This is a genomic window from Nocardioides panacis, assembly GCF_019039255.1.
Lineage (GTDB): Bacteria > Actinomycetota > Actinomycetes > Propionibacteriales > Nocardioidaceae > Nocardioides_B > Nocardioides_B panacis.
The window spans coordinates 2694996-2717402 of the sequence record NZ_CP077062.1 but is presented as its reverse complement, the minus strand read 5'-3'; the positions used below and the strand labels follow the sequence as shown (position 1 = coordinate 2717402).

24 protein-coding genes, 1 pseudogene and 1 riboswitch are annotated in these 22407 nt (G+C 73.0%); of the genes and pseudogenes, 11 read left to right on the top strand and 14 right to left on the bottom strand.

Annotated elements, in window-relative coordinates:
- Position 1 precedes the first annotated feature (1 nt).
- On the top strand, positions 2–898 hold the full coding sequence (locus KRR39_RS13230; protein ID WP_216937526.1) for a cobalamin biosynthesis protein: 897 nt from the start codon (positions 2–4) through the stop codon (positions 896–898).
- On the opposite strand, the gene KRR39_RS13225 is transcribed toward KRR39_RS13230, so the two are convergent.
- From KRR39_RS13225 to KRR39_RS13205, 5 genes are read right to left on the bottom strand one after another with little or no spacing between them, the layout of a single operon-like run.
- Positions 849–1586 carry a cobalt-precorrin-6A reductase gene (locus KRR39_RS13225; RefSeq protein ID WP_216937524.1) on the bottom strand — a complete coding sequence of 246 codons (738 nt, stop codon included), beginning with the start codon at positions 1584–1586 and terminating at the stop codon, positions 849–851. The two genes, KRR39_RS13230 and KRR39_RS13225, sit on opposite strands and share 50 nt — an antisense overlap.
- A complete protein-coding gene (locus KRR39_RS13220) occupies positions 1583–3082 on the bottom strand; it encodes a cobyric acid synthase (RefSeq protein WP_216937521.1) in 1500 nt (499 codons plus the stop codon). The genes KRR39_RS13225 and KRR39_RS13220 overlap by 4 nt, the downstream gene beginning before the upstream one ends.
- Positions 3079–3441 carry a hypothetical protein gene (locus tag KRR39_RS13215; RefSeq protein ID WP_216937519.1) on the bottom strand — a complete coding sequence of 121 codons (363 nt, stop codon included), beginning with the start codon at positions 3439–3441 and terminating at the stop codon, positions 3079–3081. Before KRR39_RS13215 ends, KRR39_RS13220 begins: the two co-directional genes overlap by 4 nt.
- Positions 3438–4187 (bottom strand): CbtA family protein, encoded by a 750-nt coding sequence (locus KRR39_RS13210; protein WP_216937517.1) that lies wholly within the window; start codon positions 4185–4187, stop codon positions 3438–3440. The genes KRR39_RS13215 and KRR39_RS13210 overlap by 4 nt, the downstream gene beginning before the upstream one ends.
- 5 nt (positions 4188–4192) lie before the next feature.
- The gene (locus KRR39_RS13205; RefSeq protein ID WP_216937515.1) at positions 4193–4387 is read right to left on the bottom strand and encodes a CbtB domain-containing protein; all 195 of its coding nucleotides are present in this window, start codon (positions 4385–4387) and stop codon (positions 4193–4195) included.
- Between the two features lie 25 nt (positions 4388–4412).
- Positions 4413–4591: riboswitch (cobalamin riboswitch) on the bottom strand.
- A gap of 69 nt (positions 4592–4660) precedes the next feature.
- Between KRR39_RS13205 and KRR39_RS13200 the strand changes: the two genes are divergently transcribed.
- Positions 4661–5593, top strand: coding sequence for an aminoglycoside phosphotransferase family protein (locus KRR39_RS13200; RefSeq protein ID WP_254185120.1), 933 nt, complete (start codon positions 4661–4663; stop codon positions 5591–5593).
- 3 nt (positions 5594–5596) lie between these two features.
- Here the strand turns inward: KRR39_RS13200 and KRR39_RS13195 are convergent, their stop codons facing one another.
- Positions 5597–5902 (bottom strand): winged helix-turn-helix domain-containing protein, encoded by a 306-nt coding sequence (locus KRR39_RS13195; RefSeq protein ID WP_216937513.1) that lies wholly within the window; start codon positions 5900–5902, stop codon positions 5597–5599.
- Positions 5899–6351: a hypothetical protein gene (locus KRR39_RS13190; RefSeq protein WP_216937511.1), complete on the bottom strand. Its 453-nt coding sequence runs from the start codon at positions 6349–6351 to the stop codon at positions 5899–5901. The genes KRR39_RS13195 and KRR39_RS13190 overlap by 4 nt, the downstream gene beginning before the upstream one ends.
- Positions 6352–6654: 303 nt before the next feature.
- Between KRR39_RS13190 and KRR39_RS13185 the strand changes: the two genes are divergently transcribed.
- From KRR39_RS13185 to KRR39_RS13175, 3 genes are all read left to right on the top strand, one after another.
- The gene (locus KRR39_RS13185) at positions 6655–8409 is read left to right on the top strand and encodes a hypothetical protein (protein WP_216937509.1); all 1755 of its coding nucleotides are present in this window, start codon (positions 6655–6657) and stop codon (positions 8407–8409) included.
- 125 nt (positions 8410–8534) lie between these two features.
- Entirely contained in the window at positions 8535–9194 is a 660-nt protein-coding gene (locus KRR39_RS13180; RefSeq protein WP_216937507.1) for an MOSC domain-containing protein, read from the top strand.
- 84 nt (positions 9195–9278) lie between these two features.
- The gene (locus KRR39_RS13175) at positions 9279–11111 is read left to right on the top strand and encodes an AMP-dependent synthetase/ligase (RefSeq protein ID WP_216937505.1); all 1833 of its coding nucleotides are present in this window, start codon (positions 9279–9281) and stop codon (positions 11109–11111) included.
- Here KRR39_RS13175 and KRR39_RS13170 read toward each other — a convergent pair.
- The gene (locus tag KRR39_RS13170) at positions 11108–11815 is read right to left on the bottom strand and encodes an endonuclease domain-containing protein (RefSeq protein WP_216937503.1); all 708 of its coding nucleotides are present in this window, start codon (positions 11813–11815) and stop codon (positions 11108–11110) included. The two genes, KRR39_RS13175 and KRR39_RS13170, sit on opposite strands and share 4 nt — an antisense overlap.
- 475 nt (positions 11816–12290) lie before the next feature.
- Here KRR39_RS13170 and hemW point away from each other — a divergent pair, with 475 nt between their 5' ends.
- Positions 12291–13418: a radical SAM family heme chaperone HemW gene (gene hemW / locus KRR39_RS13165; RefSeq protein ID WP_367303666.1), complete on the top strand. Its 1128-nt coding sequence runs from the start codon at positions 12291–12293 to the stop codon at positions 13416–13418.
- On the opposite strand, the gene KRR39_RS13160 is transcribed toward hemW, so the two are convergent.
- Together KRR39_RS13160 and KRR39_RS13155 are read right to left on the bottom strand one after the other, a co-directional pair.
- Complete coding sequence (locus tag KRR39_RS13160; protein ID WP_216937501.1) at positions 13411–13791, bottom strand: DUF4870 domain-containing protein; 381 nt, start codon at positions 13789–13791, stop codon at positions 13411–13413. The genes hemW and KRR39_RS13160 overlap by 8 nt on opposite strands.
- A 54-nt stretch (positions 13792–13845) precedes the next feature.
- Complete coding sequence (locus KRR39_RS13155; protein ID WP_216937499.1) at positions 13846–14703, bottom strand: DUF3097 domain-containing protein; 858 nt, start codon at positions 14701–14703, stop codon at positions 13846–13848.
- 143 nt (positions 14704–14846) lie between these two features.
- Between KRR39_RS13155 and KRR39_RS13150 the strand changes: the two genes are divergently transcribed.
- Together KRR39_RS13150 and KRR39_RS13145 are read left to right on the top strand one after the other, a co-directional pair.
- Positions 14847–15482, top strand: coding sequence for a PadR family transcriptional regulator (locus tag KRR39_RS13150; protein WP_216937498.1), 636 nt, complete (start codon positions 14847–14849; stop codon positions 15480–15482).
- Positions 15479–15904: a DUF1707 SHOCT-like domain-containing protein gene (locus tag KRR39_RS13145; RefSeq protein WP_216937496.1), complete on the top strand. Its 426-nt coding sequence runs from the start codon at positions 15479–15481 to the stop codon at positions 15902–15904. The genes KRR39_RS13150 and KRR39_RS13145 overlap by 4 nt, the downstream gene beginning before the upstream one ends.
- Here KRR39_RS13145 and KRR39_RS13140 read toward each other — a convergent pair.
- Positions 15897–16790: an MBL fold metallo-hydrolase gene (locus KRR39_RS13140; protein ID WP_216937494.1), complete on the bottom strand. Its 894-nt coding sequence runs from the start codon at positions 16788–16790 to the stop codon at positions 15897–15899. The genes KRR39_RS13145 and KRR39_RS13140 overlap by 8 nt on opposite strands.
- A gap of 98 nt (positions 16791–16888) precedes the next feature.
- On the opposite strand from KRR39_RS13140, the gene hrcA reads away from it, so the two are divergent.
- From hrcA to KRR39_RS13125, 3 genes are read left to right on the top strand one after another with little or no spacing between them, the layout of a single operon-like run.
- A complete protein-coding gene (hrcA, locus tag KRR39_RS13135; RefSeq protein WP_216937492.1) occupies positions 16889–17911 on the top strand; it encodes a heat-inducible transcriptional repressor HrcA in 1023 nt (340 codons plus the stop codon).
- A 13-nt stretch (positions 17912–17924) separates the two neighbouring features.
- A complete protein-coding gene (gene dnaJ, locus KRR39_RS13130) occupies positions 17925–19109 on the top strand; it encodes a molecular chaperone DnaJ (protein WP_216937491.1) in 1185 nt (394 codons plus the stop codon).
- Positions 19106–19843 carry a 16S rRNA (uracil(1498)-N(3))-methyltransferase gene (locus KRR39_RS13125; protein WP_216937489.1) on the top strand — a complete coding sequence of 246 codons (738 nt, stop codon included), beginning with the start codon at positions 19106–19108 and terminating at the stop codon, positions 19841–19843. The genes dnaJ and KRR39_RS13125 overlap by 4 nt, the downstream gene beginning before the upstream one ends.
- Positions 19844–19858: 15 nt before the next feature.
- Here the strand turns inward: KRR39_RS13125 and KRR39_RS13120 are convergent, their stop codons facing one another.
- From KRR39_RS13120 to KRR39_RS13110, 3 genes and pseudogenes are all read right to left on the bottom strand, one after another.
- A complete protein-coding gene (locus KRR39_RS13120; RefSeq protein ID WP_216937488.1) occupies positions 19859–20653 on the bottom strand; it encodes an aldo/keto reductase in 795 nt (264 codons plus the stop codon).
- A 28-nt stretch (positions 20654–20681) separates the two neighbouring features.
- Positions 20682–21725 (bottom strand): winged helix DNA-binding domain-containing protein, encoded by a 1044-nt coding sequence (locus tag KRR39_RS13115; RefSeq protein ID WP_216937486.1) that lies wholly within the window; start codon positions 21723–21725, stop codon positions 20682–20684.
- Positions 21726–21735: 10 nt separating this feature from the next.
- A pseudogene (locus tag KRR39_RS13110) lies at positions 21736–22395 on the bottom strand (NADPH-dependent F420 reductase); the annotation flags it as partial.
- Positions 22396–22407: the final 12 nt, after the last annotated feature.

The window sequence follows — 22407 nt, the reverse complement described above, 5'->3', positions numbered from 1 at the left end:
GGTGGGACGGGTCGCGGGGCTGGTGCTCGGCTGCGCCGCGGACCGGCTGCTGGGCGACCCGCGGCGTTTCCACCCGGTGGCCGGCTTCGGCCGCTTCGCGCTGGCGGTGGAGTCCCGGACCTACGCGGACCACCGGGCCGCCGGCGGCCTGCACAGCCTGGTGGTGGTGGGCGGGACGGTCCTGCTCGCACGCACCCTGCGCGAGGGCACGCTGGTGACCGCCCTCTGCACCTGGACGGTGCTCGGCGGCCGGTCCCTGGCCCGGGAGGCCGCCGCGGTCGCCGCCCACCTGGAGGCCGGGGACCTGCCGGCCGCCCGCGAGCGGGTGACGCACCTGGTGGGACGGGACCCGTCCCGGCTCGGTCCGGACGAGGTCGCGCGGGCCACCGTCGAGTCGGTCGCCGAGAACACCAGCGACGCCGTGGTCGCGCCGCTGCTGTGGGGCGCGGTCGCCGGGCCGGCCGGGCTGCTGGGCTACCGGGCGGTGAACACGCTCGACGCGATGGTCGGGCACCGCAGCCCGCGCTACCTGCGCTTCGGCTGGGCCTCGGCCCGCCTGGACGACGCGGCGAACCTGGTGCCCGCGCGAGTCACCGCGCTGCTCGCGGCGACCGGGGCCCCGGGCCCGGCGCTGCGTGCCTGGAGACGGGACGCCGGCCGGCACCCGAGCCCGAACGCCGGTCCCGTGGAGGCGGCGTTCGCGGGAGCGCTCGGCCTGCGGCTCGGCGGGCGGAACCGCTACGGCGAGGAGGTCCAGGACCGGGGGTTCCTCGGCGACGGTCGGCCACCGGCGCCCGGTGACATCGGCAGGGCGGTGGTGCTGGCCGACCGGGTCGGCGCGGCGGCGCTCAGCCTCGCCGTGCTCGGAGCCATCGCACGGCGCCGGGGACGTCGCTGACCTCCGGGACGCCCTCCGGCGCCGTGGGTCGACGTACGACGACGACGGCGACGCCGAGCCCGGCGGCGACGTCGAGCTTGGCGCGGGTCTGCTCGCCGCCGGAGTCCTTGCTCACCAGCACGTCGATCCCGTGCTCGCGCATCAGCCGGCCCTCGTCCGCACGCGTGTAGGGGCCACGGGCCAGCAGCACCGTCCAGGCCGCCGGCACGGGCTGGTCGACCGGGTCCACGACGCGCACCAGCACCCGGTGCCCGGCCAGCGCGGCCTCGAACCGCGGGAGGGTCTGCCGCCCGGTGGTGAGGAAGACCGCGGAGCCCAGGGACGCCGCCGTGCCGGCCGCCTCCTCGTGCGAGCCCACCCAGTGCCACGCCCCGGCGTCCGGGTGCCCGGACCAGCCGGGGCGGGCCAGCCGCAGCAGGGGGACACCGGTCGCGCGGCACGCGGTCGCGGCGCTGGCGGAGATCGTCGCCGCGAACGGGTGCGTCGCGTCCACGACCGCGTCGTAGTGCAGCACCTCCTCGCGCAGCCCGTCGACGCCGCCGAAGCCGCCGACGCGCAGCCGCCCCACCGGCAGCCGGGGCCGCCGCACCCGCCCCGCCAGCGACGACACGACGTCGACGCCGTCGGCGACCAGCGCCTCGGCGAGCGACCGGGCCTCCCCGGTGCCCCCGAGCAGCAGGAGCCTCACGCGAGACCGCCGCGCACGACCGGCCGGCCGACGGGCGCCCCCGAGGCGACGAGGTCGAGCAGCGCGTCGAGGTCGAGGTGCTCCTCCATCGCGTCGGCGAGCGCGTCGATGCGGGCCTCGCGGACGGCGGCGAAGCTCTGCTCGCCGGCGGCGAACGGCACGGCGAGGCCGTCGGCGACCTCGGCGAGCCAGGCCCGGCGCAGCGCGTCGCCCTCCAGGCTGCCGTGCCACATGGTGCCGAACACCGGGCCGGAGCGGGCGCCGCCGAGGAACGCCTCGCCCGCCTCGACGACCACCCGGCCGTGATGGATCTCGTACCCGGATGCCGGCACCCCCAGCGCCGACCCGGTCGGCAGCCGCAGCACCTTCTCGGGCGTGAACACGGTGCGCACGTCGAGCAGCCCGACCCCGTCGGCCCGCGCACCCGGCGTGCCCTCGACGCCGTGGGGGTCGGAGATCTCCCGGCCCAGCATCTGGAAGCCGCCGCAGATGCCGAGCACGGCGCCGCCGCGCGCGGCGTGCGTGACCAGCGCGTCGGCGAGCCCCCGGGTCCGCAGCCAGGCGAGGTCCTCGAGGGTGGAACGGGTGCCGGGGAGCACCACCACGTCGGCGGACGCGAGGGCCCGCGGGCCGTCGGCGAACACCACGTCGAGACCGGGCTCCAGGCACAGCGCGTCGACGTCGGTGAAGTTGGAGATGCGGGGGAGCACCACCACCGCCACCCGCAGCCGGTCGGTCACGCCGCCGGTGTCCGGCGCCGAGGCGGCCCGGTCCCGCAGCGCCAGCGCGTCCTCCGAGTCCAGCCAGAGGTCCGGCAGCCAGGGCAGCACCCCGTGCACCGGCCGCCCGGTCAACCGCTCGAGGGTGTCCAGACCGGGGCGCAGCAGCGACACGTCGCCCCGGAACTTGTTCACCACGAAGCCCGCCATCAGCGCCTGGTCCGCGGCGTCGAGCAGCGCGAGCGTCCCGTGCATCGCGGCGAAGACGCCGCCGCGGTCGATGTCCCCGACCAGGACCGTGGGGATCCGGGCGTGCCGGGCGAGCCCCATGTTGACGTAGTCGTGCCGGCGCAGGTTGATCTCCGCGGGGCTGCCGGCGCCCTCGCACACGACCACGTCGTAGCGTCCGCTCAGGTCGTCGTAGGCCGCGAAGGCAGCCTCCGCCAGGGCCGTCCGGCCGCCCGCGAACTCGTTCGCCTCGAGGTGCCCGAACGGCCGGCCCATCACGACCACGTGGCTGCGCCGGTCGCTGCCCGGCTTCAGCAGCACCGGGTTCATGGCCGCCTCGGGCTCGGCCCGCGCCGCCACCGACTGCACCCACTGGGCGCGCCCGATCTCGGCGCCGTCGGCAGTCACCATCGAGTTGTTCGACATGTTCTGCGCCTTGTAGGGCGCGACCCGCAGGCCGCGGCGCGCGAACGCCCGGCACAACCCGGTGGTCACCACGCTCTTGCCGGCGTCCGAGGTCGTGCCGCAGACCAGCAGCGACCCGGTCACAGCACGGCCTCGCCGAGCACGCCCGGCGTGGTCACCAGCGGCCGCAACGACGCCGGTCCGTCGCACAGGCCCGGCCCGCCCGCCTCCAGCCAGGTCGCGATCGCCTCGACCGAGGTGCGGTCGAGGACCTCACGCAGCCACACCGGCCGACCGCCCGCCCGCCGCCCGGTCGGCCCGGGCTGGACGACCACCACGTTGGACTTCTCGCACGCCAGCAGGCAGGGCGAGACGTCCACCGTGGCCACCCCCGTCGTCGAGGTCACGAGCAGGTCGAGCAGCGCGTCGTGGTCGACGCCCGGGTGCTTGCGCGACGTACCGCAGCAGCAGTCCCGGCACACCCGCACGCGTGGCCGGGTCACGGTGTGAGGACGGGCTCCGCCTCGCGGGCGACGACGCCCGCGCGGCGGCTGACCAGCAGGCCGAACAGGGCGGCCAGCACGAGCCACATCGTGCCCAGCTGGGCCAGCGACGCGACCCGGAAGTCCCAGATCAGGTCCGCCGGCACGTCCGCGGGGATGCGGTCCGGGCTCGCGGGCAGCAGCCACAGCGCCACCACCACCAGCACGGCGGCGCCGACCAGGTCCGTGACCAGCCGGACCGGCGGAGTCGTCCCGCGCGAGCCGAGCAGGTGGTCGAGGCCCGAGACGAGCCCGATGACGAGCAGCCCGACCAGCACGGTCAGCACGTAGGTCAACGTCCGTTGGGTGACCGTGGCCGGGTCTCCGACCGCCGGCGGGTTGGCCGGGACCGCCAGCGCGGGCAGCAGCGTGAACACGCCGAAGCCCAGCGCGCCCAGCCACAGCGCGCGGCCCTGGTCGGTGAGCCCCGGCAACCGGTGCCGCGCCTTCGCGAACACCACGGCGAAGACCAGGCCGAACAGCAACCCCGCAACGGCGGCCGTGCAGGCGCCGAAGAAGACCTGCGCGGTGCGCGAGACCAGCTCCTCCTCGTGGTGGTGGGCGCCGCCGGCGTGCGCCCGCGCGTCCTCGACGGCGAGGGCTCGACGGATCACGGGCTCGGTGTGCAGCCACATCACGAGGGCAGCGGCGACTCCCGCCGCGGCGCCGGAGATCGCTCCGGCCCGCAGCAGCTGTGGGAACCGCATCGGGCTCAGTGACAGGGCACGCCGAGGGCGTGCCGCGCGTCGTGGGTGATCTCGTGGACGTACATCGCCTGGTCGGCGGTGAGCAGCGCGCCGTTCTCCTGGAGCAGGACGTACATCGCGAGCAACGCGAGTGCGGCCAGGGCCCAGGCCCAGACAGGGACGACGACGGGTGCGGGCGCGACGGAAACAGAGTTGGTCATGGGAGACCCCTTCTTCCATACCTCGTGGACAGATCACGCTGCAGCCGGTCTCCTGGCTTCCGGATCGTCGTCCCGTTCCCGCCTTCCCAGCACCCGTCGAGACGGACACCAGTGGCAAAAGTGGGAGGGGACTCCCCGGTCACAGTGGCGAGGACCACGTCGGATTCACACCGACTTCCCGTAACTGCAGCTTGGGGGGAACCTTGTCACACTCGCTGGTCGCCGGGAAGCACCCGTCCACGAGCGTCGTCGCCCACCGGGCAGGATGGCCCGGTGCCCCTGCCGTTCGCGATCCCGCCGACCTTCACGGCGTACGCCGGCCGGGGCGAGCGCTTCGCGACGTACCTCGCGGGACTGCCGAGGCTGGTGGACGAGCTCGTCTCGGAGTGGCAGCTGACGCACGACGGGCCGCCCTGGCACGGCCAGTGCGCGCTCGTCGTGCCGGTGCGCACCGCCTGCGGCCGGCCCGCCGTGCTCAAGGTGACCTACCCGCACGACGAGGCCGAGCACGAGCACCTCGGGCTCCGGGCCTGGCACGGCGACGGCGCGGTCCAGCTGCTGCGCGCCGACCCCCGGCGGTGGGCGCTGCTGCTCGAGCGGCTGCACGCCGAGGAGGACCTGACGCCGCTGTGGGACGTCGAGGCCTGCGAGATCGTCGGCGGTCTGTACCAGCGGCTGCACGTCCCGGCCCTGCCGCAGCTGCGCCGGCTCTCGTCGTACGTCGACCGGTGGACGACGCGGCTGGCGGACCTGCCGGTCGACGCCCCGCTCCCGCGCCGGCTCGTCGAGCAGGCCGTGTCGCTCGGCCGTGACCTCGTCGGCGACCCCGCCACCGACGCCCGGACGATCCACGGCGACCTGCACTACGAGAACGTGCTGGCTGCCGATCGCGAGCCCTGGTTGGCGATCGACCCGAAGCCGATGGCCGGCGACCCGCACTACGAGCCGGCGCCGATGCTGTGGAACCGGTGGGACGACGTGGTCGCCTCCGGCCACGTGCGCGACGCCGTGCGGCGGCGGTTCTTCACGCTGGTCGACGCGGCCGGGCTCGACGAGCAGCGGGCGCGTGCGTGGGTCGTGGTCCGGGAGATGCACAACGCGCTCTGGGTGATCGAGGACGCGGTGACCGCCCGGCGGGCCCTGGACGCCGACGACCGGGCCGCCCTGACCGCCGCCGTCACCATCGCCAAGGCCGTGCAGGACTGAGGGTCAGGGCTGCACGTCGGTCGGCGCGCCCACGATGTCGCGCAGCGCCTGCACGTGCCGCCGGTAGGCCGCTGCCCCGGCCCGGGTGATCCGGTAGGTCGTCACGCCGCCCCGACCGCGGCTGCTCTTGGTCACCGCGACGTACCCCGCCTTCTCCAGCGCCGCCATCTGCTTGGACAGGTCGGAGTCGCTGACGCCGAGGTGCTCGCGCAGGAAGGAGAAGTCGCTCGACGTCGCGTGCGCCAGCACGGCCATCGTGGCGAGCCGCTTGGGGGCGTGAATGACCGGGTCGAGGCGATCCAGGCTCATGAGAGCCGTTCGCGGGTGCGGGCCGCCGCGACCTCGTAACGGCGCTCGTAGGCCGCGACCCCCGCGGTGACGAGCACCAGGGCGACCACCGCGGCCAGCAGGCTGCTGACCGCGAAGGCGGCGCCGACGACGGCCACCACCACGACGACCCCCACGACGTACCACCGCATCTCGCGGGCGATCTCGCGCGGCGCTCCTCGCAGGTTCGGCATCACCCCGCGCTTGCGGCGGTACCACGCGATGAACAGCACCTCGAGCACGATCAGCACCGCCAGCCCCGCGGACCGCAGGGCGTGCCCGTCGAAGCCGAGTACCGCCACCAGTGCGGCCGCCCAGACGCCGACGGCCGGCGGGTACCACGCCGGTGTCGTGGGGTAGTCGACGTACGGCGCGGCCGCCGCCCGCTCCGCGTCCGCGAGGTCCTGGCGAGGATCAGAGAAACTTTCCATGACGGAAACCATAAAGATCACTTTCCGGGATGGCAACCTTTATTGGGAACCTGCGCGGATGAGGGCCCGGAGAGCGGCGCCGGATGCATCGACTATGTCGTGCAATGCCTTGAAACCTATGGCCCACCTGGCGTTTTCCTGAGTCCGGGTCAGGTTCGAACGGGGGGTCGCGCACCCGCGTCCACGCCGCCTCTCCGAGGGGTGGGCGTGCCCGCACATCGCGTCATGGCACAGGTACGCATACCGGAGTTGAGTGAGCGGGGGTGGACATCACAGTTGATCAATCACACAGGGGAGGAACCCATGCAGCACCGAACGCTTCGCTTCGCGGGGGCCACGTTGATGAGTGCCGCGCTGGTCTCGACGAGTCTCAGCTCGGCCGCGGTGGCGAGCGCCAGGCACCACAGGTCCGACGTCCTCGACGTGACGGTCTGCAAGGAGGTCAAGGACAACCATGACCGGTGGCAGAAACGCAAGAGTCACAAGGACGACAGCTTCGACTTCAAGGCCTGGACCGACAAGGACAGGGAGCACTTCAGCCTCAAGGACGGGGACTGCGAGAACGTCGACCTCAAGTTCGACAACAACAAGTTCTGGCTCGAGGAGACGGACGACAACGGGTTCGACGTGCGCTTCAAGGTGTGGGGTGACGACGAGGACACCAGCACCGACGGCAACAAGCTGAGGGTCCGGTTCGACGACAACAACGACCCGAGCCTGCACGTCAAGGTGATCAACGAGCGCGACCACGGGGACCACGGGGACAACCACGACCACGGTGACCACCACGGTGACCACCACGGTGACCACCACGGGGACAACCACGACCACGGTGACCACCACGGGGACAACCACGACCACGGTGACCACCACGGTGACCACCACGGGGACAACCACGACCACGGTGACCACCACGGGGACCACGGAAACAACAACGACCACGGTGACCACGAGCACGGCAACAACAACAACCACGGCAGCCACGACCACAGCGACAACCAGGACCACGGCAGCCACGACCACAGCAACAACCAGGACCACAGCACCAACAACAACCAGGACCACAGCACCAACAACAACCAGGACCACAGCAACAACCAGGACCACAGCACCAGCAACAACCAGGACCACGGCACCAACAACAACGGCAACGACGGCAGCACTGGGAACACCGGGACCCACAGCGGCCCCACCGGGACTTCCGGAACCTCGGGCAGCACTGGGACGTCCGGGAACGGCGGGAGCAACGGTGGCTCCGGGAACGGCGGCAGCAGCAGCGGGACCTCCAGCACCTCCGGGACCTCCGGGACCTCCGGGAACAGCGGCGGCTCCGGGAACGGTGGGAGCAACGGCGGCTCCGGGAACGGTGGGAGCAACGGCGGCTCCGGGAACGGCGGCAGCAGTAGCGGGACCTCCAGCACGTCCGGCAGCTCCGGGACCTCCGGGAACAGCGGCGGCTCTGGGAACGGCGGGACCAACGGCGGCTCGGGGAACGGCGGCAGCAGCAGCGGGACCTCCAGCACGTCCGGCAGCTCCGGGACCTCCGGGAACAGCGGCGGCTCTGGGAACGGTGGGAGCAACGGCGGCTCGGGGAACGGCGGCAGCAGTAGCGGGACCTCCAGCACGTCCGGGACCTCCGGGACCTCCGGGAACAGCGGCGGCTCCGGGAACGGTGGGAGCAACGGCGGCTCGGGGAACGGCGGCAGCAGTAGCGGGACCTCCAGCACGTCCGGCAGCTCCGGGACCTCCGGGAACAGCGGTGGCTCCGGGAACGGTGGGACCAACGGCGGTGCCGGGACCCACGGCACCGGCGGGACTTCCAGCACCTCCGGGACCACCGGGAACGGTGGCGGCTCCGGCAACGGCGGGAACGGCGGCTCCGGGAACGGTGGAAGCAACGGCGGCGCCGGGACCACTAGCACCACTGGGACCTCCGGTGGCGCAGGCAACGGTGGTGCCGGGAACGGTGGTGCCGGGAACGGTGGTGCCGGGAACGGTGGTGCCGGGAACGGTGGGAACAACACCGCTCCGGTCCTGCCGCCTCTCCTGGTCGGCTGAGCGTCCGGCGAGCGAAGACCAGCAGCGCTACACCCGCCCCGGCTTCCGGGGCGGGTGTCCTGCGTCCTCGACCCGCCCGGCGGAAACCCGCTGCGCGCGGGCCGAGGACACGCGAGACTGGGGCGATGAGCAGTCCCCGTGTCCTCTCCGTCAACGTCGGCAGGCCCGTGACCGCGACCTGGGCGGGCAGCAAGCGCCGTACGTCCTTCCGCAAGCACAGCGTGGACGGACCGGTCCGTGTCCACGAGCTGGGGCTCGAAGGTGACCAGGTCGCCGACACCAAGCACCACGGTGGGGTGTTCCAGGCGGTCTACGCCTTCGCCCAGGAGGACCTGGACCTCTGGGCGCAGCGGATCGGTGGGCCTCTGGGGCCGGCGATGTTCGGGGAGAACCTCACCACCGGCGGGCTCGACGTCAACGAGGCCGTCCTCGGCGAGCACTGGCGGATCGGCACCGCCCTGCTCTCGCCGGTCGAGGTGCGGATCCCGTGCTCGGTGTTCAAGAACTGGCTCGGCCGGCACCTCCTCGACAACGCCGAGTGGGCCAAGCGGTTCACCGCGGAAGGTCGCCCGGGGCCCTACCTGCGCGTCCTCGAGGAGGGTGTCCTGCAGGCCGGTGACGAGATCGTGGTCGAGCACCGTCCCGAGCACGGGTTCACGGTGTCGATGATGTTCCGCGCGCTGACGACCGACCCGTCGTTGCTGCCCGGGCTGCTCGACGTACCCGGACTGCCCGAGCCGGTCTACGCGGTGGCACGCAGGCGCACGGCGCCGCAGACGGTCTGATCCGTCGCGCGAAACGGCCCGCTAACCTACCGTTCGGTAGCCGTGTGATCTACCTTGTGCTGCACACCCGATCCCAGGAGAGCGATGTCCGCCACCACCGCCGTCACCTACGACATGACCGCCATCGACGACCGCGCGCCCAACGTCGGCCGGCAGTTCTTCGACCGGGTCCGCGCCACGCCGAACCGCGAGGCCTACCGCTACCCGAAGGGCGACAGCTGGGAGTCGCAGACCTGGCAGGAGACCGGTGACCACGTCACCAAGCTCGCTGCCGGTCTGGTGGCGCTGGGCATCGAGCCCGAGCAGCGGGTGGGCATCGCGGCCGGGACACGGTTCGAGTGGATCTTGGCGGACCTCGCGATCATGTCCGCGGGTGGGGCGACCACGACGGTGTACCCCTCCACGATGGCCGACGACGTCGGCTACATCCTCGCCGACTCCGAGTGCCGGGTGGTGTTCGCCGAGGACGACAGCCAGATCGCCAAGCTGCTCGAGCGCAAGTCCGAGCTGCCGCACCTGGCCAAGGTGATCACCTTCGACGGCGCCACCGACGGCGACTGGGTGATCGGGATGGCCGACCTCGAGAAGCTCGGCGACGAGCTGCTGGCCGGCAACCCGCACGTCGTCGAGGAGCGCATCGACGCCACGCGGCCGGACTCCCTGGCCACCCTGATCTACACCTCCGGCACCACCGGCCGGCCCAAGGGCGTGCGGCTCCAGCACAAGTCCTGGACCTACGAGGGTGCAGCGATCCAGGCCCAGGGCATCCTCGACGAGACCGACCTGCAGTTCCTGTGGCTGCCGATGGCGCACTCGTTCGGCAAGGTGCTGCTCTCCACCCAGCTCGCGTGCGGCTTCGCCACCGCCGTCGACGGCCGCGTGGACAAGATCATCGACAACCTGGCCGTCGTACGCCCCACCTTCATGGGGGCCGCCCCTCGGATCTTCGAGAAGGCGCACGGTCGGATCGTCACCATGCAGGCCTCCGAGGGCGGCCTGAAGGAGAAGATCTTCAACCAGGCCTTCAAGGTCGGCCTCCAGGTGGACCGGCTCGAGCGGGAGGGCAAGCCGGTCCCGTTCCTGCTGGCCAAGCAGCGGGCGCTGTTCGACAAGCTGGTGTTCAGCAAGATCCGGGACCGCTTCGGCGGACGCGTCCGGTTCTTCATCTCCGGCGCCGCCGCGCTGAACCAGGAGATCGCCGAGTGGTTCCACGCCGCCGGCATCGTGATCCTCGAGGGCTACGGGATGACCGAGTCCTCGGCCGGCTCGGTCGTCAACCACCCCGACGACTACCGCTTCGGCAGCGTCGGCCTGATCTTCCCCGGCAGCGAGCTCAAGATCGCCGAGGACGGCGAGATCCTGATCAAGGGCCCGGGTGTCATGGAGGGCTACCACAACCTCCCCGAGCTGACCGCCGAGGCGCTGACCGAGGACGGCTGGCTGCACACCGGTGACATCGGCGACGTCGACGCGCAGGGCTTCCTGCGGATCACCGACCGCAAGAAGGACCTGTTCAAGACCTCCGGCGGCAAGTACATCGCCCCCTCGGCGATCGAGTCGCAGTTCAAGGCGATCTGCCCCTACGGCAGCCAGTTCCTGGTGCACGGCGCGGAGCGCAACTTCGTGGTCGCGCTGATCACCCTGGACCCCGACGCGATGGAGGGCTGGGCCGCCGAGAACGGGATGGCCGGCAAGTCCTACGCCGAGCTCGTCGCCTCCCAGCAGGTCAAGGACATGGTCGCGGGGTACGTCGAGACGCTGAACGCCCGGCTGAACCGCTGGGAGACCATCAAGAAGTGGATCCTGCTCGACCACGACCTGACCGTGGAGTCCGGCGAACTCACCCCGTCGCTCAAGGTGAAGCGCAAGGTCGTCGAGGACAACTACAAGTCCGAGATCAACGGCCTCTACCGCTAGCCCCGGGTCGTCCGGTTGAGGGTGCGCTCCGCGCCGCGCTCAACCGGACGAGCACGAGGTACGCCGAGCGCGAGCAGGTCGCGCACGATGCGGGTCGGGTCGTGCCGGAGCTCCGTCGTGGAGCAGCGGACGAGGACCTTGCCCGCGATCACGAGCTCCCGCTCGCGCGCCATGTCGTGCCACCACGACTCCGCCTCCATGTGCAGCCCGCCGTCGACCTCGAGCACCACCGTCCGGCCGTCCGGCAGGGCCCACTCGCAGTCGGTGTAGCGGCGCCGGCCCTGCCGGTCGGGGCGGAGGACCTGGCGGGTCGGCGGCACCAGGCCGCCGCGGCGGCACAGCCGGCCGACGTCGACCTCGGCCACGGACTGCGCTCCACCGACGAGGTCGACCAGCAGCGCGGCGAACATCTTCGAGCGCCGCAACGGGCGCATCCGGGGCAGCCAGACGTCCAGTGCGGCCGGTGTCGTCAGTCGTTGCTGGACGGCTGCGGCCAGCACACCTGCGGCGGTCCGCTCGGAACGCGTGTAGGCCGCGAACAGGAGGAGCGCCGGCTCAAGGAGCAGGTGCGGGGGACCGGGGCGCGGGGACGTCATCGCGACGATGTCGCGGCGGGTCTCGACGAAGTGCACCCCGGGCAGCACGGGGAGGCTGTCGGACTTGGGGACGACGACCGTGACCTCCTCGCGGTCCCAGTTCCTCAACCCGTGGGTCGCGGCGCAGGTCAGTCCTCCGACGGCGGCCGGGGGGACCGGCGTGCAGCACGCCCGCCCAGAGCCGCTGCCCGGGTGTCAGCGTCCCGGTCGTCGTGCACAGCACCGTCGGGCTCACCGCGCGCCACCGCTCGGCCCGCAGCTGGTTGCGGACCCGGTGCCGGTCGACCCCGAGGAGCTGCAGCTGCTCGCGGGTGACCAGTCCGAGCTGTCGCGCGGCCGTCAGCCGCCAAGGTTCGTCCTCCACGGGAGACATCGTGCTCGCGAGGAGGGGAGGGCGCGCGAGCCTCTCCACAGCCCCCGGTCGTCCGGTTGAGGGGGCCGTCCGGCGCTCGCGCAAGCGGACGACCCGCTTAGGGTTGCCGCATGCCCTCCGCCCTGCCGTCCGGGGACCCCGCGCCCCCCCGACGGCTCGCTCCCTCCGTCGGCGCTGCACTCGCTCGGGACGCGGCCGTTCGGGTTCTACGTGCACGTCCCGTTCTGCCGGGTGCGGTGCGGCTACTGCGACTTCAACACCTACACCGCGACCGAGCTCGGGGACGTGCCCGGCGCCTCGCGTGCGTCGTACGCCGACGCGGCGATCGCCGAGATCCGGTTCGCCCGGCGGGTGCTCGGCGACGTCGACGTGCCCGTCGAGACGGTGTTCTTCGGCGGCGGCACGCCCACCCTGCTGCCGCCGCAGGACCTGACCCGCATCGTCGCGGCGATCGACTCGGAGTTCGGCCTCGCGCCGGGCGCCGAGGTGACCACCGAGTCCAACCCGGACAGCGTGGACGCCGACGACCTGGCGCGGCTGCGCGAGGGCGGCGTGAACCGGGTGTCGTTCGGGATGCAGTCCGCGGTGACCGACGTGCTGCGCGTCCTGGACCGCACCCACGACCCGCTACGGGTGCCCCAGGTGGTGCGCTGGGCCCGTGAGGCGGGCTTCGACCAGGTCAGCCTGGACCTGATCTACGGCACGCCTGGGGAGTCCCTCGACGACTGGCGTACGTCGATCACGGCGGCCCTCGACTGCGAGCCGGACCACGTCTCGGCCTACGCGCTGATCGTCGAGGAGGGCACCGCCCTGGCCCGGCAGGTCCGGCGCGGCGTCGTGCCGATGACCGACGACGACGACCTGGCCGACAAGTACCTCCTCGCCGACGCGGCGTTCGAGCGCGCCGGCCTGGGCTGGTACGAGGTCTCGAACTGGGCGCGCACGCCGCAGGCGGCCTGCCGGCACAACGTCCTGTACTGGACCGGCGGCGACTGGTGGGGCGTCGGCCCCGGGGCGCACGCGCACGTCGGCGGGGTCCGCTGGTGGAACGTCAAGCACCCGACGCCGTACGCCCTGCGGGTCGGCGAGGGCGTCAGCCCGGCGCACGGCCGCGAGCAGCTCGACGACGAGACGCGCCGGGTCGAGCGGGTGCTCCTCGAGACCCGGCTGCGCCAGGGGCTGCCGGTCGACGTCCTCGACGACGCCGGCCGCGCGGCGCTGCCCGACCAGGTCGCCCGCGGGCTCGTCGAGCAGGACGGGCTCGATCAGGGACGCGTGGTGCTGACCACCCGGGGCCGGCTGCTCGCCGACGCCGTGGTCCGCGACCTGCTCACGTGACCAGCCGGAAGATCAGCGGGTAGCGGTAGTCCTCGAGGTTCGCGACCTTGACCGTGGCCACGATCATCAGCACCAGCCAGGTGATGCCGACCACCGGCAGCAGCACCAGGCCGACCAGCAGGATCACCGAGAAGCCGGCGACGATGAAGTAGATCAGGAACGAGATCTGCATGTTCAGCGCCTCCTTGCCCTGCCGGTCGAGGTAGGCGCTGCGGTCCCGGAACACCAGCCACACGATCAGCGGCGCGAAGACGCCGATGACCAGCGGGCCGAGGTGCGCGCCGATCGCCCAGAGCTTCTCCTCGTCGGGGCGCATCGGCGGCGGACCGGCGACGTACGGCGGCGGGGGAGGCGGGCCCGGGTCGGTGCTCATGTGCCGACGCAACCACTCGGGCCCCGTCGGCGACAGGGTCCGATGAGGTGGTTCTCAGTGACCTTCGGGGCTGGTCACGAAGTCGATCAGCTCCTCGACCCGGCCGAGCAGGCTCGGGTCGAGGTCGGCGAAGGACCGCACGCCGCCGAGGATGTGCTTCCAGGCCCGGGCGATGTCGGCCTGGTCGCGGTGCGGCCAGCCGAGCTGCTGGCACACGCCGTGCTTCCACTCGATGTTGCGCGGCACGGTCGGCCAGGCCTTGATGCCGAGCCGGGCCGGCTTGACCGCTGCCCAGATGTCGATGAAGGGGTGGCCGACGATCAGCACGTGCTTGCCGACCGGGCTCTTGGCCACCGACGCGGCGATCCGGCTCTCCTTGGAGCCGGCCACGAGGTGGTCGACCAGCACGCCGACCTTGCGCTCCGGGCCGGGCCGGAAGTCGCGCAGGTGCTCGGCGAGGTCGTCGACACCCTCGAGGTACTCCACGACGACGCCCTCGACCCGCAGGTCGTCGCCCCAGACCTTCTCCACCAGCTCCGCGTCGTGCCGGCCCTCGACGAAGATCCGGCTGGCGCGCGCGACGCGGGCCGTGGTGCCGGGCACGGCGACCGACCCGGACGCCGTCCGCGTCTTGACCGCGGGGCCGGAGCGGGCCGGCGGGACCAGGATCACCGGGACGCCCTCGAGCAGGAAGCCGGTGCCGATCGGGAAGGTACGTCGCTTGCCGCGCCGGTCCTCGAGGGTCACCGTGCCGAGGTCCCGCTCGACGGCGACGATCTCGCCGCACCAGTCGGTGGTGACCTCCTCGACGACCAGGCCCTTGTCGGCGGAGATCTCCACGGCGCGGCCCCGGCGCGGCGCGCGCCAGTCGGTGTTCAGGACGTCGGAGCCGTAGCGGTCGTGGGAAGGCATCCGGCAACGCTAGTGCGGTGTCCCGACGGAGCCGGGCGGACGCGCCGGACGACCGGAAAGCCCTTGAGCGCCGACCGTTCGCGATATATCGTCGACCTATCGAGAGCGGTCGTGATGTTCACTGACCGGGAGGGAGTACCGACATGGAACACAACAGTCCGTGGGACCAGCCGTGGGGCGGCTCGCGCCGGGGGCCGCGCGGCGGCTCGTGGAGCGGCGGTCCGCCGCCGTGGGTGCAGGGCCTGATCAACCTGGCGCAGTCGGGCGGGCCTGGCGAGTTCGGGTCGCGCGGCCCGCGGGGACCGAAGGTGCGCCGCGGTGACGTCCGCGCCGCGATCCTCGACGTGCTCGCCGTGGAGCCGATGAACGGCTACCAGATCATCCAGCAGATCGCCGAGCGCAGCGGCGGCGCGTGGAAGCCGAGCCCCGGCTCGGTCTACCCGACCGTCCAGCAGCTCGAGGACGAGGGCCTCGTCGAGGGCCGCGAGGGCGAGGGGCGCCGGCTGCTGCAGCTGACCGACGACGGCCGCCGCTACGTCGAGGAGCATCCCGACGAGCTGGCCCGCACCTGGCACGCGTTCGACGCCCCCGACGAGGTCGAGGGTCCCGGTGACCTCAAGCCCGTCATCGGGCAGGTGATGGGCGCGGTGTGGCAGGTGGTCGTCTCCGGCACCAAGCAGCAGCAGGCCGAGGCCGCCGAGATCCTCGCCGACACGCGCCGCAAGCTCTACGGCCTGCTCGCCGAGGGGGACGAGGGGACGGAAGGAGACCCGTCATGAACGGCCCCGAGCTGCGGATCGGTGACGACGACCGGGAGGCCGCGGTCACCGCGCTCGGCGAGCACTACGCCGCCGGCCGGCTGACCAAGGAGGAGTACGACGAGCGCGCCGAGCGGGCGTGGTCGGCGCGGACGGCCTCGGAGCTGATGCCGCTGTTCGCCGACCTGCCCCGCCCGCAGGCCGCCCGGGCCGCGCAGCCGGCGCGCCCGGTGCCCGGTCGCGGCCACCCCGGCTGGTGGTCGGGCGCCTGGATGGGACCGCTGCTGCTCGTGGTGGTGGGTCTGGTGGTGCTCACGCACCTGCCGCTGATCCTGCTGCTCCTGGTCGCCTGGTTCTTCCTCGTCCGGTCGGGCCGGCACTGGGCGCGCAGCCGCCACCCGCGGCAGTGGTCCGGGCCGCACGGGCACGGCTGGGTCAGATGAGCGGCAGCGACCTGGCCGCGCGCGGCAGCTGCTCGTAGCCCCGCTGCACGGCGAGCGCGAGCTGCTCCGCGGGGTAGGGCCACTCGGTCGCGGCCAGCGCGTCGCGGACCGGGACGCCCTGCGAGGCGAGGTGCCGGATCGTCTCGGCGACCACGCCGATCGCGCTGCGCTGCTCGTCGACGAAGTCCTTGTCGACGGGCAGGCCGTGCCCGGGCACGACCACGCTCCCCGGGGTGAGCAGGCCGATCACCAGGTCCAGACTGGCCGGCCACTCCATCGGGTAGCAGTCGTCGCCGTAGCCCGGGACGGCCGAGCGCTGCGCGGACTCCTCGACCAGGTCACCGGCGAACACGACGTCCGCGTCGCCGACCCGGACGATCACGTCGCCGGCGGTGTGCCCCCGTCCGGGGTGCACCAGCTCCACGAACCGGTCGCCGAGGTCGACGACCCGGGCCGAGGAGAACGTCTCGGTGGGCAGCACCACCCGGGCGGCCGCGATGTCGGCCGCCTGCGGCGTCTCGGTGTCGGTGCGGGCGAACTCCTGGAGCGCCGGGGCGGTGGCCGCCAGCGCCGCGGCCGCCGCGTCGTGGGCGATCACCGGCAGCCCGTCGTACGCCTCGGTGAAGACCACGTTGCCGAAGGTGTGGTCGAAGTGCTGGTGGGTGTTGACGACCGCGACGACGTCGCCGAGGCCGAGCCGGCGCACGAGCTCGAGCGCGACCCGGCCCTCGACCTCCGAGGCGCGGGTGTCGACGACCAGCAGCCCCCGGTCGCCGGCGACGACCCCGACGTTGACGTCGAAGGACTCGAAGCGGGCCACCCAGCAGCGGTCGCCGATCTCGACGAAGCCGTGGTCGTGGGGGATGTCACGCGGAAGGTCGGGCATGCGGGCCAGGCTACGGCGGGACGGTAGGCTTGGCACTCGGTACAGGGGAGTGCCAGGAGCACGTGGAAGCACCGAGGACGCCGGAGGAGGCGAGTCAGATGGTCGAGGATCGCAAGCTGGCCGTCCTGCGCGCGATCGTGGAGGACTACGTCTCGACCCAGGAGCCGGTGGGCTCCAAGTCGCTGGTCGACCGGCACAAGCTCGGCGTCTCCCCGGCCACCGTCCGCAACGACATGGCCGCGCTGGAGGAGGAGGGGTTCATCACCCAGCCGCACACCAGCGCCGGGCGGATCCCCACCGACAAGGGCTACCGGCTGTTCGTGGACCGGCTCAGCCAGGTCAAGCCGCTCAACGCCGCGGAGAAGCGGGCCATCGCGACCCTGCTCGAGGGCGCCATCGACCTCGACGACGTGGTGCAGCGCAGCGTCCGGCTGCTCGCCCAGCTGACCCGGCAGGTCGCGATCGTGCAGTACCCCACGCTCTCGCGCTCCACGGTCCGGCACGTCGAGGTGGTCCCGCTGACCGCCGCGCGCGTGCTGGTGGTGCTGATCCTCTCCACCGGCCGCGTCGAGCAGCGGGTGGTCGAGCTGCCCGCCCCGCTCGACGAGGAGCGGGTCGCGGACCTGCGCAGCCGGCTGAACCGGACCATCGTGGGGGAGCGGCTCGCCGACGCCTCCGCATCCCTGGTGGTGCTCCCCGACGAGTACGAGCCCGACCAGCGCGGTCCGGTGGCGGTGCTCGTCGCGGCCCTGGTCGAGGCGATGTCCGACCACCGCTCCGACGAGCGCGTGGTCGTCGGCGGCACCGCCAACCTTGCACGCTTCGGCGACGGTTTCGACCTCGCCATCCGGCCGATGCTCGAGGCGCTCGAGGAGCACGTCGTGCTGCTCAAGCTGCTCGGCGAGGCGTCGTCGCCCTCCACGGTGACGGTGCGCATCGGGCACGAGGGCCCCTACCAGGAGCTCGCCTCCACCTCGGTCGTCTCCACGGGCTACGGCCCGGGCGACGAGGCGCTGGCCACCCTGGGCATCGTGGGGCCGACCCGCATGGACTACCCCGGATCCATGGCGGCGGTGCGCGCGGTCGCGCGCTACGTCTCCCGGATCCTCGACGAAGGATGAGAGAGCCTCAGCTGTGAGCCAGGACCTGTACGAGACCCTCGGGGTCTCGCGCGATGCCGACGGTGACGTGATCAAGAAGGCCTACCGCAGGCTTGCCCGGCAGCTGCACCCCGACGTGAACCCAGACCCGGCCACGCAGGAGCAGTTCAAGGAGGTCACGCGCGCCTACGAGGTGCTCTCCGACCCCGAGAAGCGCCGGATGTACGACCTCGGCGGCGACCCCTTCAACGGCGGCGGCTTCGGCAGCGCGGGCGCCGGGCAGGGGTTCTCCTTCACCGACATCATGGACGCCTTCTTCGGCGGCCAGGGCGGTGCCGGCGGCGCCGCGGGAAGCGGTCGCGGTCCCCGACCGCGCGCCCGTCGCGGGCAGGACGCGCTGATCCGCCTCGACGTCGACCTCGCCGAGGCGGCCTTCGGCACCACCCACGAGCTCAAGGTCGACACGGCCGTGCTGTGCACCGTCTGCAACGGCGAGGGCGCGGCCCCCGGGTCGCACCCGGTGCCGTGCGAGACCTGCGGCGGTCGCGGGGAGACCGTGCACCTGCAGCGCTCGTTCCTCGGCGAGATCCGCACGATGCGACCCTGCGCGGCCTGCCGCGGCTTCGGCACGATCATCCCCGAGCCGTGCCGCGAGTGCTCCGGCGACGGCCGGGTCCGCTCGCGCCGCACCCTGACGGTGAAGATCCCCGCCGGCGTCGACACCGGCACCCGGGTCCAGCTCACCGGCCAGGGCGAGGTCGGCCCCGGCGGCGGCCCGGCCGGCGACCTGTACGTCGAGATGCACGTCAACGACCACCCGGTCTTCACCCGGCACAACGCCGACCTGCTCTGCCAGGTGACGGTCCCGATGACGGCTGCCGCGCTCGGCACCACGATCTCGTTGCCGACCCTCGAGGCGGACATCGCCTCGGCGGAGTCCGACGTCGAGACCGCCATCCCGTTCACCATCCCGCCCGGCACCCAGTCCGGCACCGAGACGGTGCTCGGCGGTCGGGGCGTGCCGTCCCTGCGGGGCACCGGCCGCGGCGACCTGGTCGTCCGGATCGTCGTGGAGACGCCCTCGCGCCTCGACGACCGGCAGCAGGAGCTGCTCCGCGAGCTGGCCGCGCTGCGCGACGAGGAGTCGCCCGACGGTCAGCTCAACGCGCACCACCAGTCGGTCTTCGACCGGCTCCGCAAGACCTTCGGCCAGCGATGAGCCTGCCGGTCTTCGTGCACCCGGCGCTGGCCGGGGCCGCGGTCGGCGACGCCGTCGAGGTCCTCGGCGACGAGGCCCGGCACGCGGTCGTCGTGAAGCGGATCCGCGTCGGTGAGCGGGTCACGCTGACCGACGGCTCCGGTACGGCGGCCACCTGCACCGTGACCGCGACCGCGAAGTCGTCGCTGTCCGCCACCGTCGACGCGGTCGCGTCCACCGAGCCCGAGATGCCGCGGATCGTCGTGGTGCAGGCCATCCCCAAGGGAGACCGGGGCGAGCTCGCCGTCGAGATGCTCACCGAGGTCGGCGTCGACGTCATCGTGCCCTGGGCCGCGTCCCGCTCGGTGTCGGTGTGGCGGGGCGACAAGCAGGCCAAGGCGCTGGCGAAGTGGCGCTCGACGGCCCGCGAGGCCGCGAAGCAGTCGCGCCGCTCGTGGTTCCCCGAGGTCACCGACGTGGTCGGCACCGCCGAGGTGGTCGACCTGCTGCGCAACGCGTCCGTGCCCGTCGTGCTCCACGAGGCGGCCTCCGGGCCCCTGGCCGACCTGCCGCTGCCCGGCCGCGGCGAGATCGTGATCGTCGTCGGGCCGGAAGGCGGCATCAGCGACGAGGAGCTCGCGGCGTTCGCCACCGTGGGCGCCGAGCCGGTCCGGATGGGCACGTCCGTGCTGCGCACCTCGACCGCGGGCGTCGCGGCCACCGCAGCGCTGCTGGCCCGCACCCGCTGGAAGTAGCCGGCCGGGTCGGGCTCAGGGGTTCGGGCCCAGGGCGTCGATGGCCCGGAGGTCGGCGACGGTCAGCTCGAAGTCGCCCACGTCGGCGTTCGAGCGGATCCGGTCGGCCTGGCGTGACTTCGGGATCACCACGATGCCGTGCTGCAGGTGCCAGCGGACGATGACCTGGGCCGGCGTCCGGCCCAGCCGGTCGGCGATCTCGACGATCACCGGGTGCTCGAGGGTGCCGCCGCGCAGCGCGCTGTAGCCCTCGAGGACGACGCCGCGGGAGCGGTGCTGCTCGACGACGTCGCGGTCGTGGAGCAGCGGGCTCCACTCGATCTGGTTGACCGCCGGGGTCACGCCGGTCTCGGAGGTGAGCCGGTCGATCATCGCGGCGTCGAAGTTGCTGACCCCGATGTCGCGGGCCAGCCCGCCCTCCCGGGCCGCGACGAAGTCCTTCCACAGGGCGACGTCGCCGTCGCTGCCGGGCCAGTGGATCAGCCACAGGTCCACGTGGTCGGTGCCGAGGAGGTCCAGGCTCTCGCGCAGGGTGGCCAGGCCGGGCTTGCTCGGCGGGCACTTGGTGGTCACGAAGACGTCGTCGCGGGCCACGCCGCTCTCGGCCAGGGCCTTGCCGACCTCGCCCTCGTTGCCGTAGACGGTGGCCGTGTCGAGGTGCCGGTAGCCCGCCTCGAGGGCGGCGGCCGCCGCGTCGGTGGCCTGGGAGCCCTTGATCTGCCAGGTGCCGAACCCGAGCAGGGGCATCGCGGCTCCGCTGGTCAGCGTCACGGAGTCGGTGGGCAGGTGCGGGGTGGTGTGCTCGCTCATACCGCGACCCTAACCAGCCGGTCCACTGCTACCGCGCCAGGAACGCCTCGGTGCGGGCGACCTCGACGTCGAGGTCGGCGCGCTCGGCGCGGGTGAGCTCGCGGAACATCCGCAGGTCCACGCGGCCGTCGCGGTCCCACCAGAGCCCGGCCATGAACCCGTCGACGAACACCGTGTTGCCGATCCCGCCGTTGCTGCCGGCCCACCGGGCGCGCGCCTCGGCGGTCACGATGTGCGCGCGGTCGGCGTGCGAGAGCCAGACGTTGTCGTAGCCACCGAGGAGCCGCACCGGGGCCGGGGTGTCCTCCGTCGCGTACGGCGCACCCGGGACGTCGTACCGGGTCCGGCCGTCCTCGCACGCGACCGGCACGAGCTCGTCGCGCATGCCCGCGAACACCGGGCCGAGCCGGGTCACCCGCGACCAGGTGGTCATGTCGGACGGGGTCGCCGGCCCGAAGGCCCGGAGGTAGCGGCGGACCAGGGCCGGCACGTCGAGGGTCGTGAGGTCGCGGCCGAGGTGGTTCTCCACGGTCTGGTAGACCACGCCGCCGGACCGCTTCCACAGGCCGCGGGGCGGCACCTGCACCAGCGGCGCGCGCTCGCGGGCCGTGTGCGCCAGCGCCGCGGCGGGCACGGCGGGGAACTCGGCGGCCAGCCGCTCGCCGAGCTGCTTCACCGGGAGCGGGCCGTCCGCGAGCAGCCGCCGACACGCGGCCACGAGCTCGCCGACCGGCACGTCGCGGGCCGGCCGGCTCATCTGGTTGCCACTGCTCTGCTGGTCGAGCGCGGGCTGCACCCACGGCCGTAGCGCCAGCGCGTCGTCGGGGGTCAGCACGTGGATCGTGCCGCGCATCGTCAGCAGCCGCACCGCGTCCCCGCGCTCGAGGGCACCCGACAGCTCGGCGGGGTCGAAGTCCTCGAGGCGCGCAGCCAGCGAGAGGTACGGCGGAGGGTTGTCCTGCGCCTGCAGGCCGACGAGGTGCTCGACCATCGACAGGGCGGGCATCGTGGAGCGCCCGAGGAGATGCTGGCGCAGCAGCAGCGTGCGGTTCAGGGCCCGGGTGCTCAGCACCCGGCCCAGACTAGGCGAGCCGCCAGTGCCGGGCCGAGGCCAGCGCTTCGCGCATCGCGTCGGCGTCGAGCCGCGGGCCGTAGCCGGGTGTGCCGGGCTCGATCCGCCAGGACTCCGCGAGCGGGCCGACGTCGACGACGTCGAAGCCGAGCTCGTCGATGAGCTTCGCCACGGTGGCCTTGGCCTCGTCGTGGTCGCCGGCGATCGCGAGCGCGCGACGGTCCGCGGTCCCGGCCTCCTGGGCGTGCTCGAGGAGGTGCCCGGACTGGATGTGGTTGAACGCCTTGACGACCTGCGACTCCGGCAGGTGCTCCTGCAGCAGCGAGGCCGACGTCGTCTCGTGCGCGTCGAGCGCGGCGATCTGGCCGTCCCGCTCCGGGTAGTAGTTGTTCGTGTCGATGACGACCTTGCCGGCCAGCGGTGCCACCGGCACGTCCCGGTAGGCGTGCATCGGGATCGTCACCACCACGATGTCCCCGCGCTCGGCCGCCCCTTCGGCCGTGTCCGCCACCGCGTGCTCGCCGAGCCCGGCGACCACGTCGGCCAGGGTCTCCGGCCCGCGCGAGTTGCTGAGCACGACGTCGTACCCGTGGTCCACGGCGAGCCGTGCGACGGCCTGCCCGATGTTGCCCGCTCCGATGAGCCCGATCGTTGTCATGCCGGTCTCAACCGCGAGCTCCCG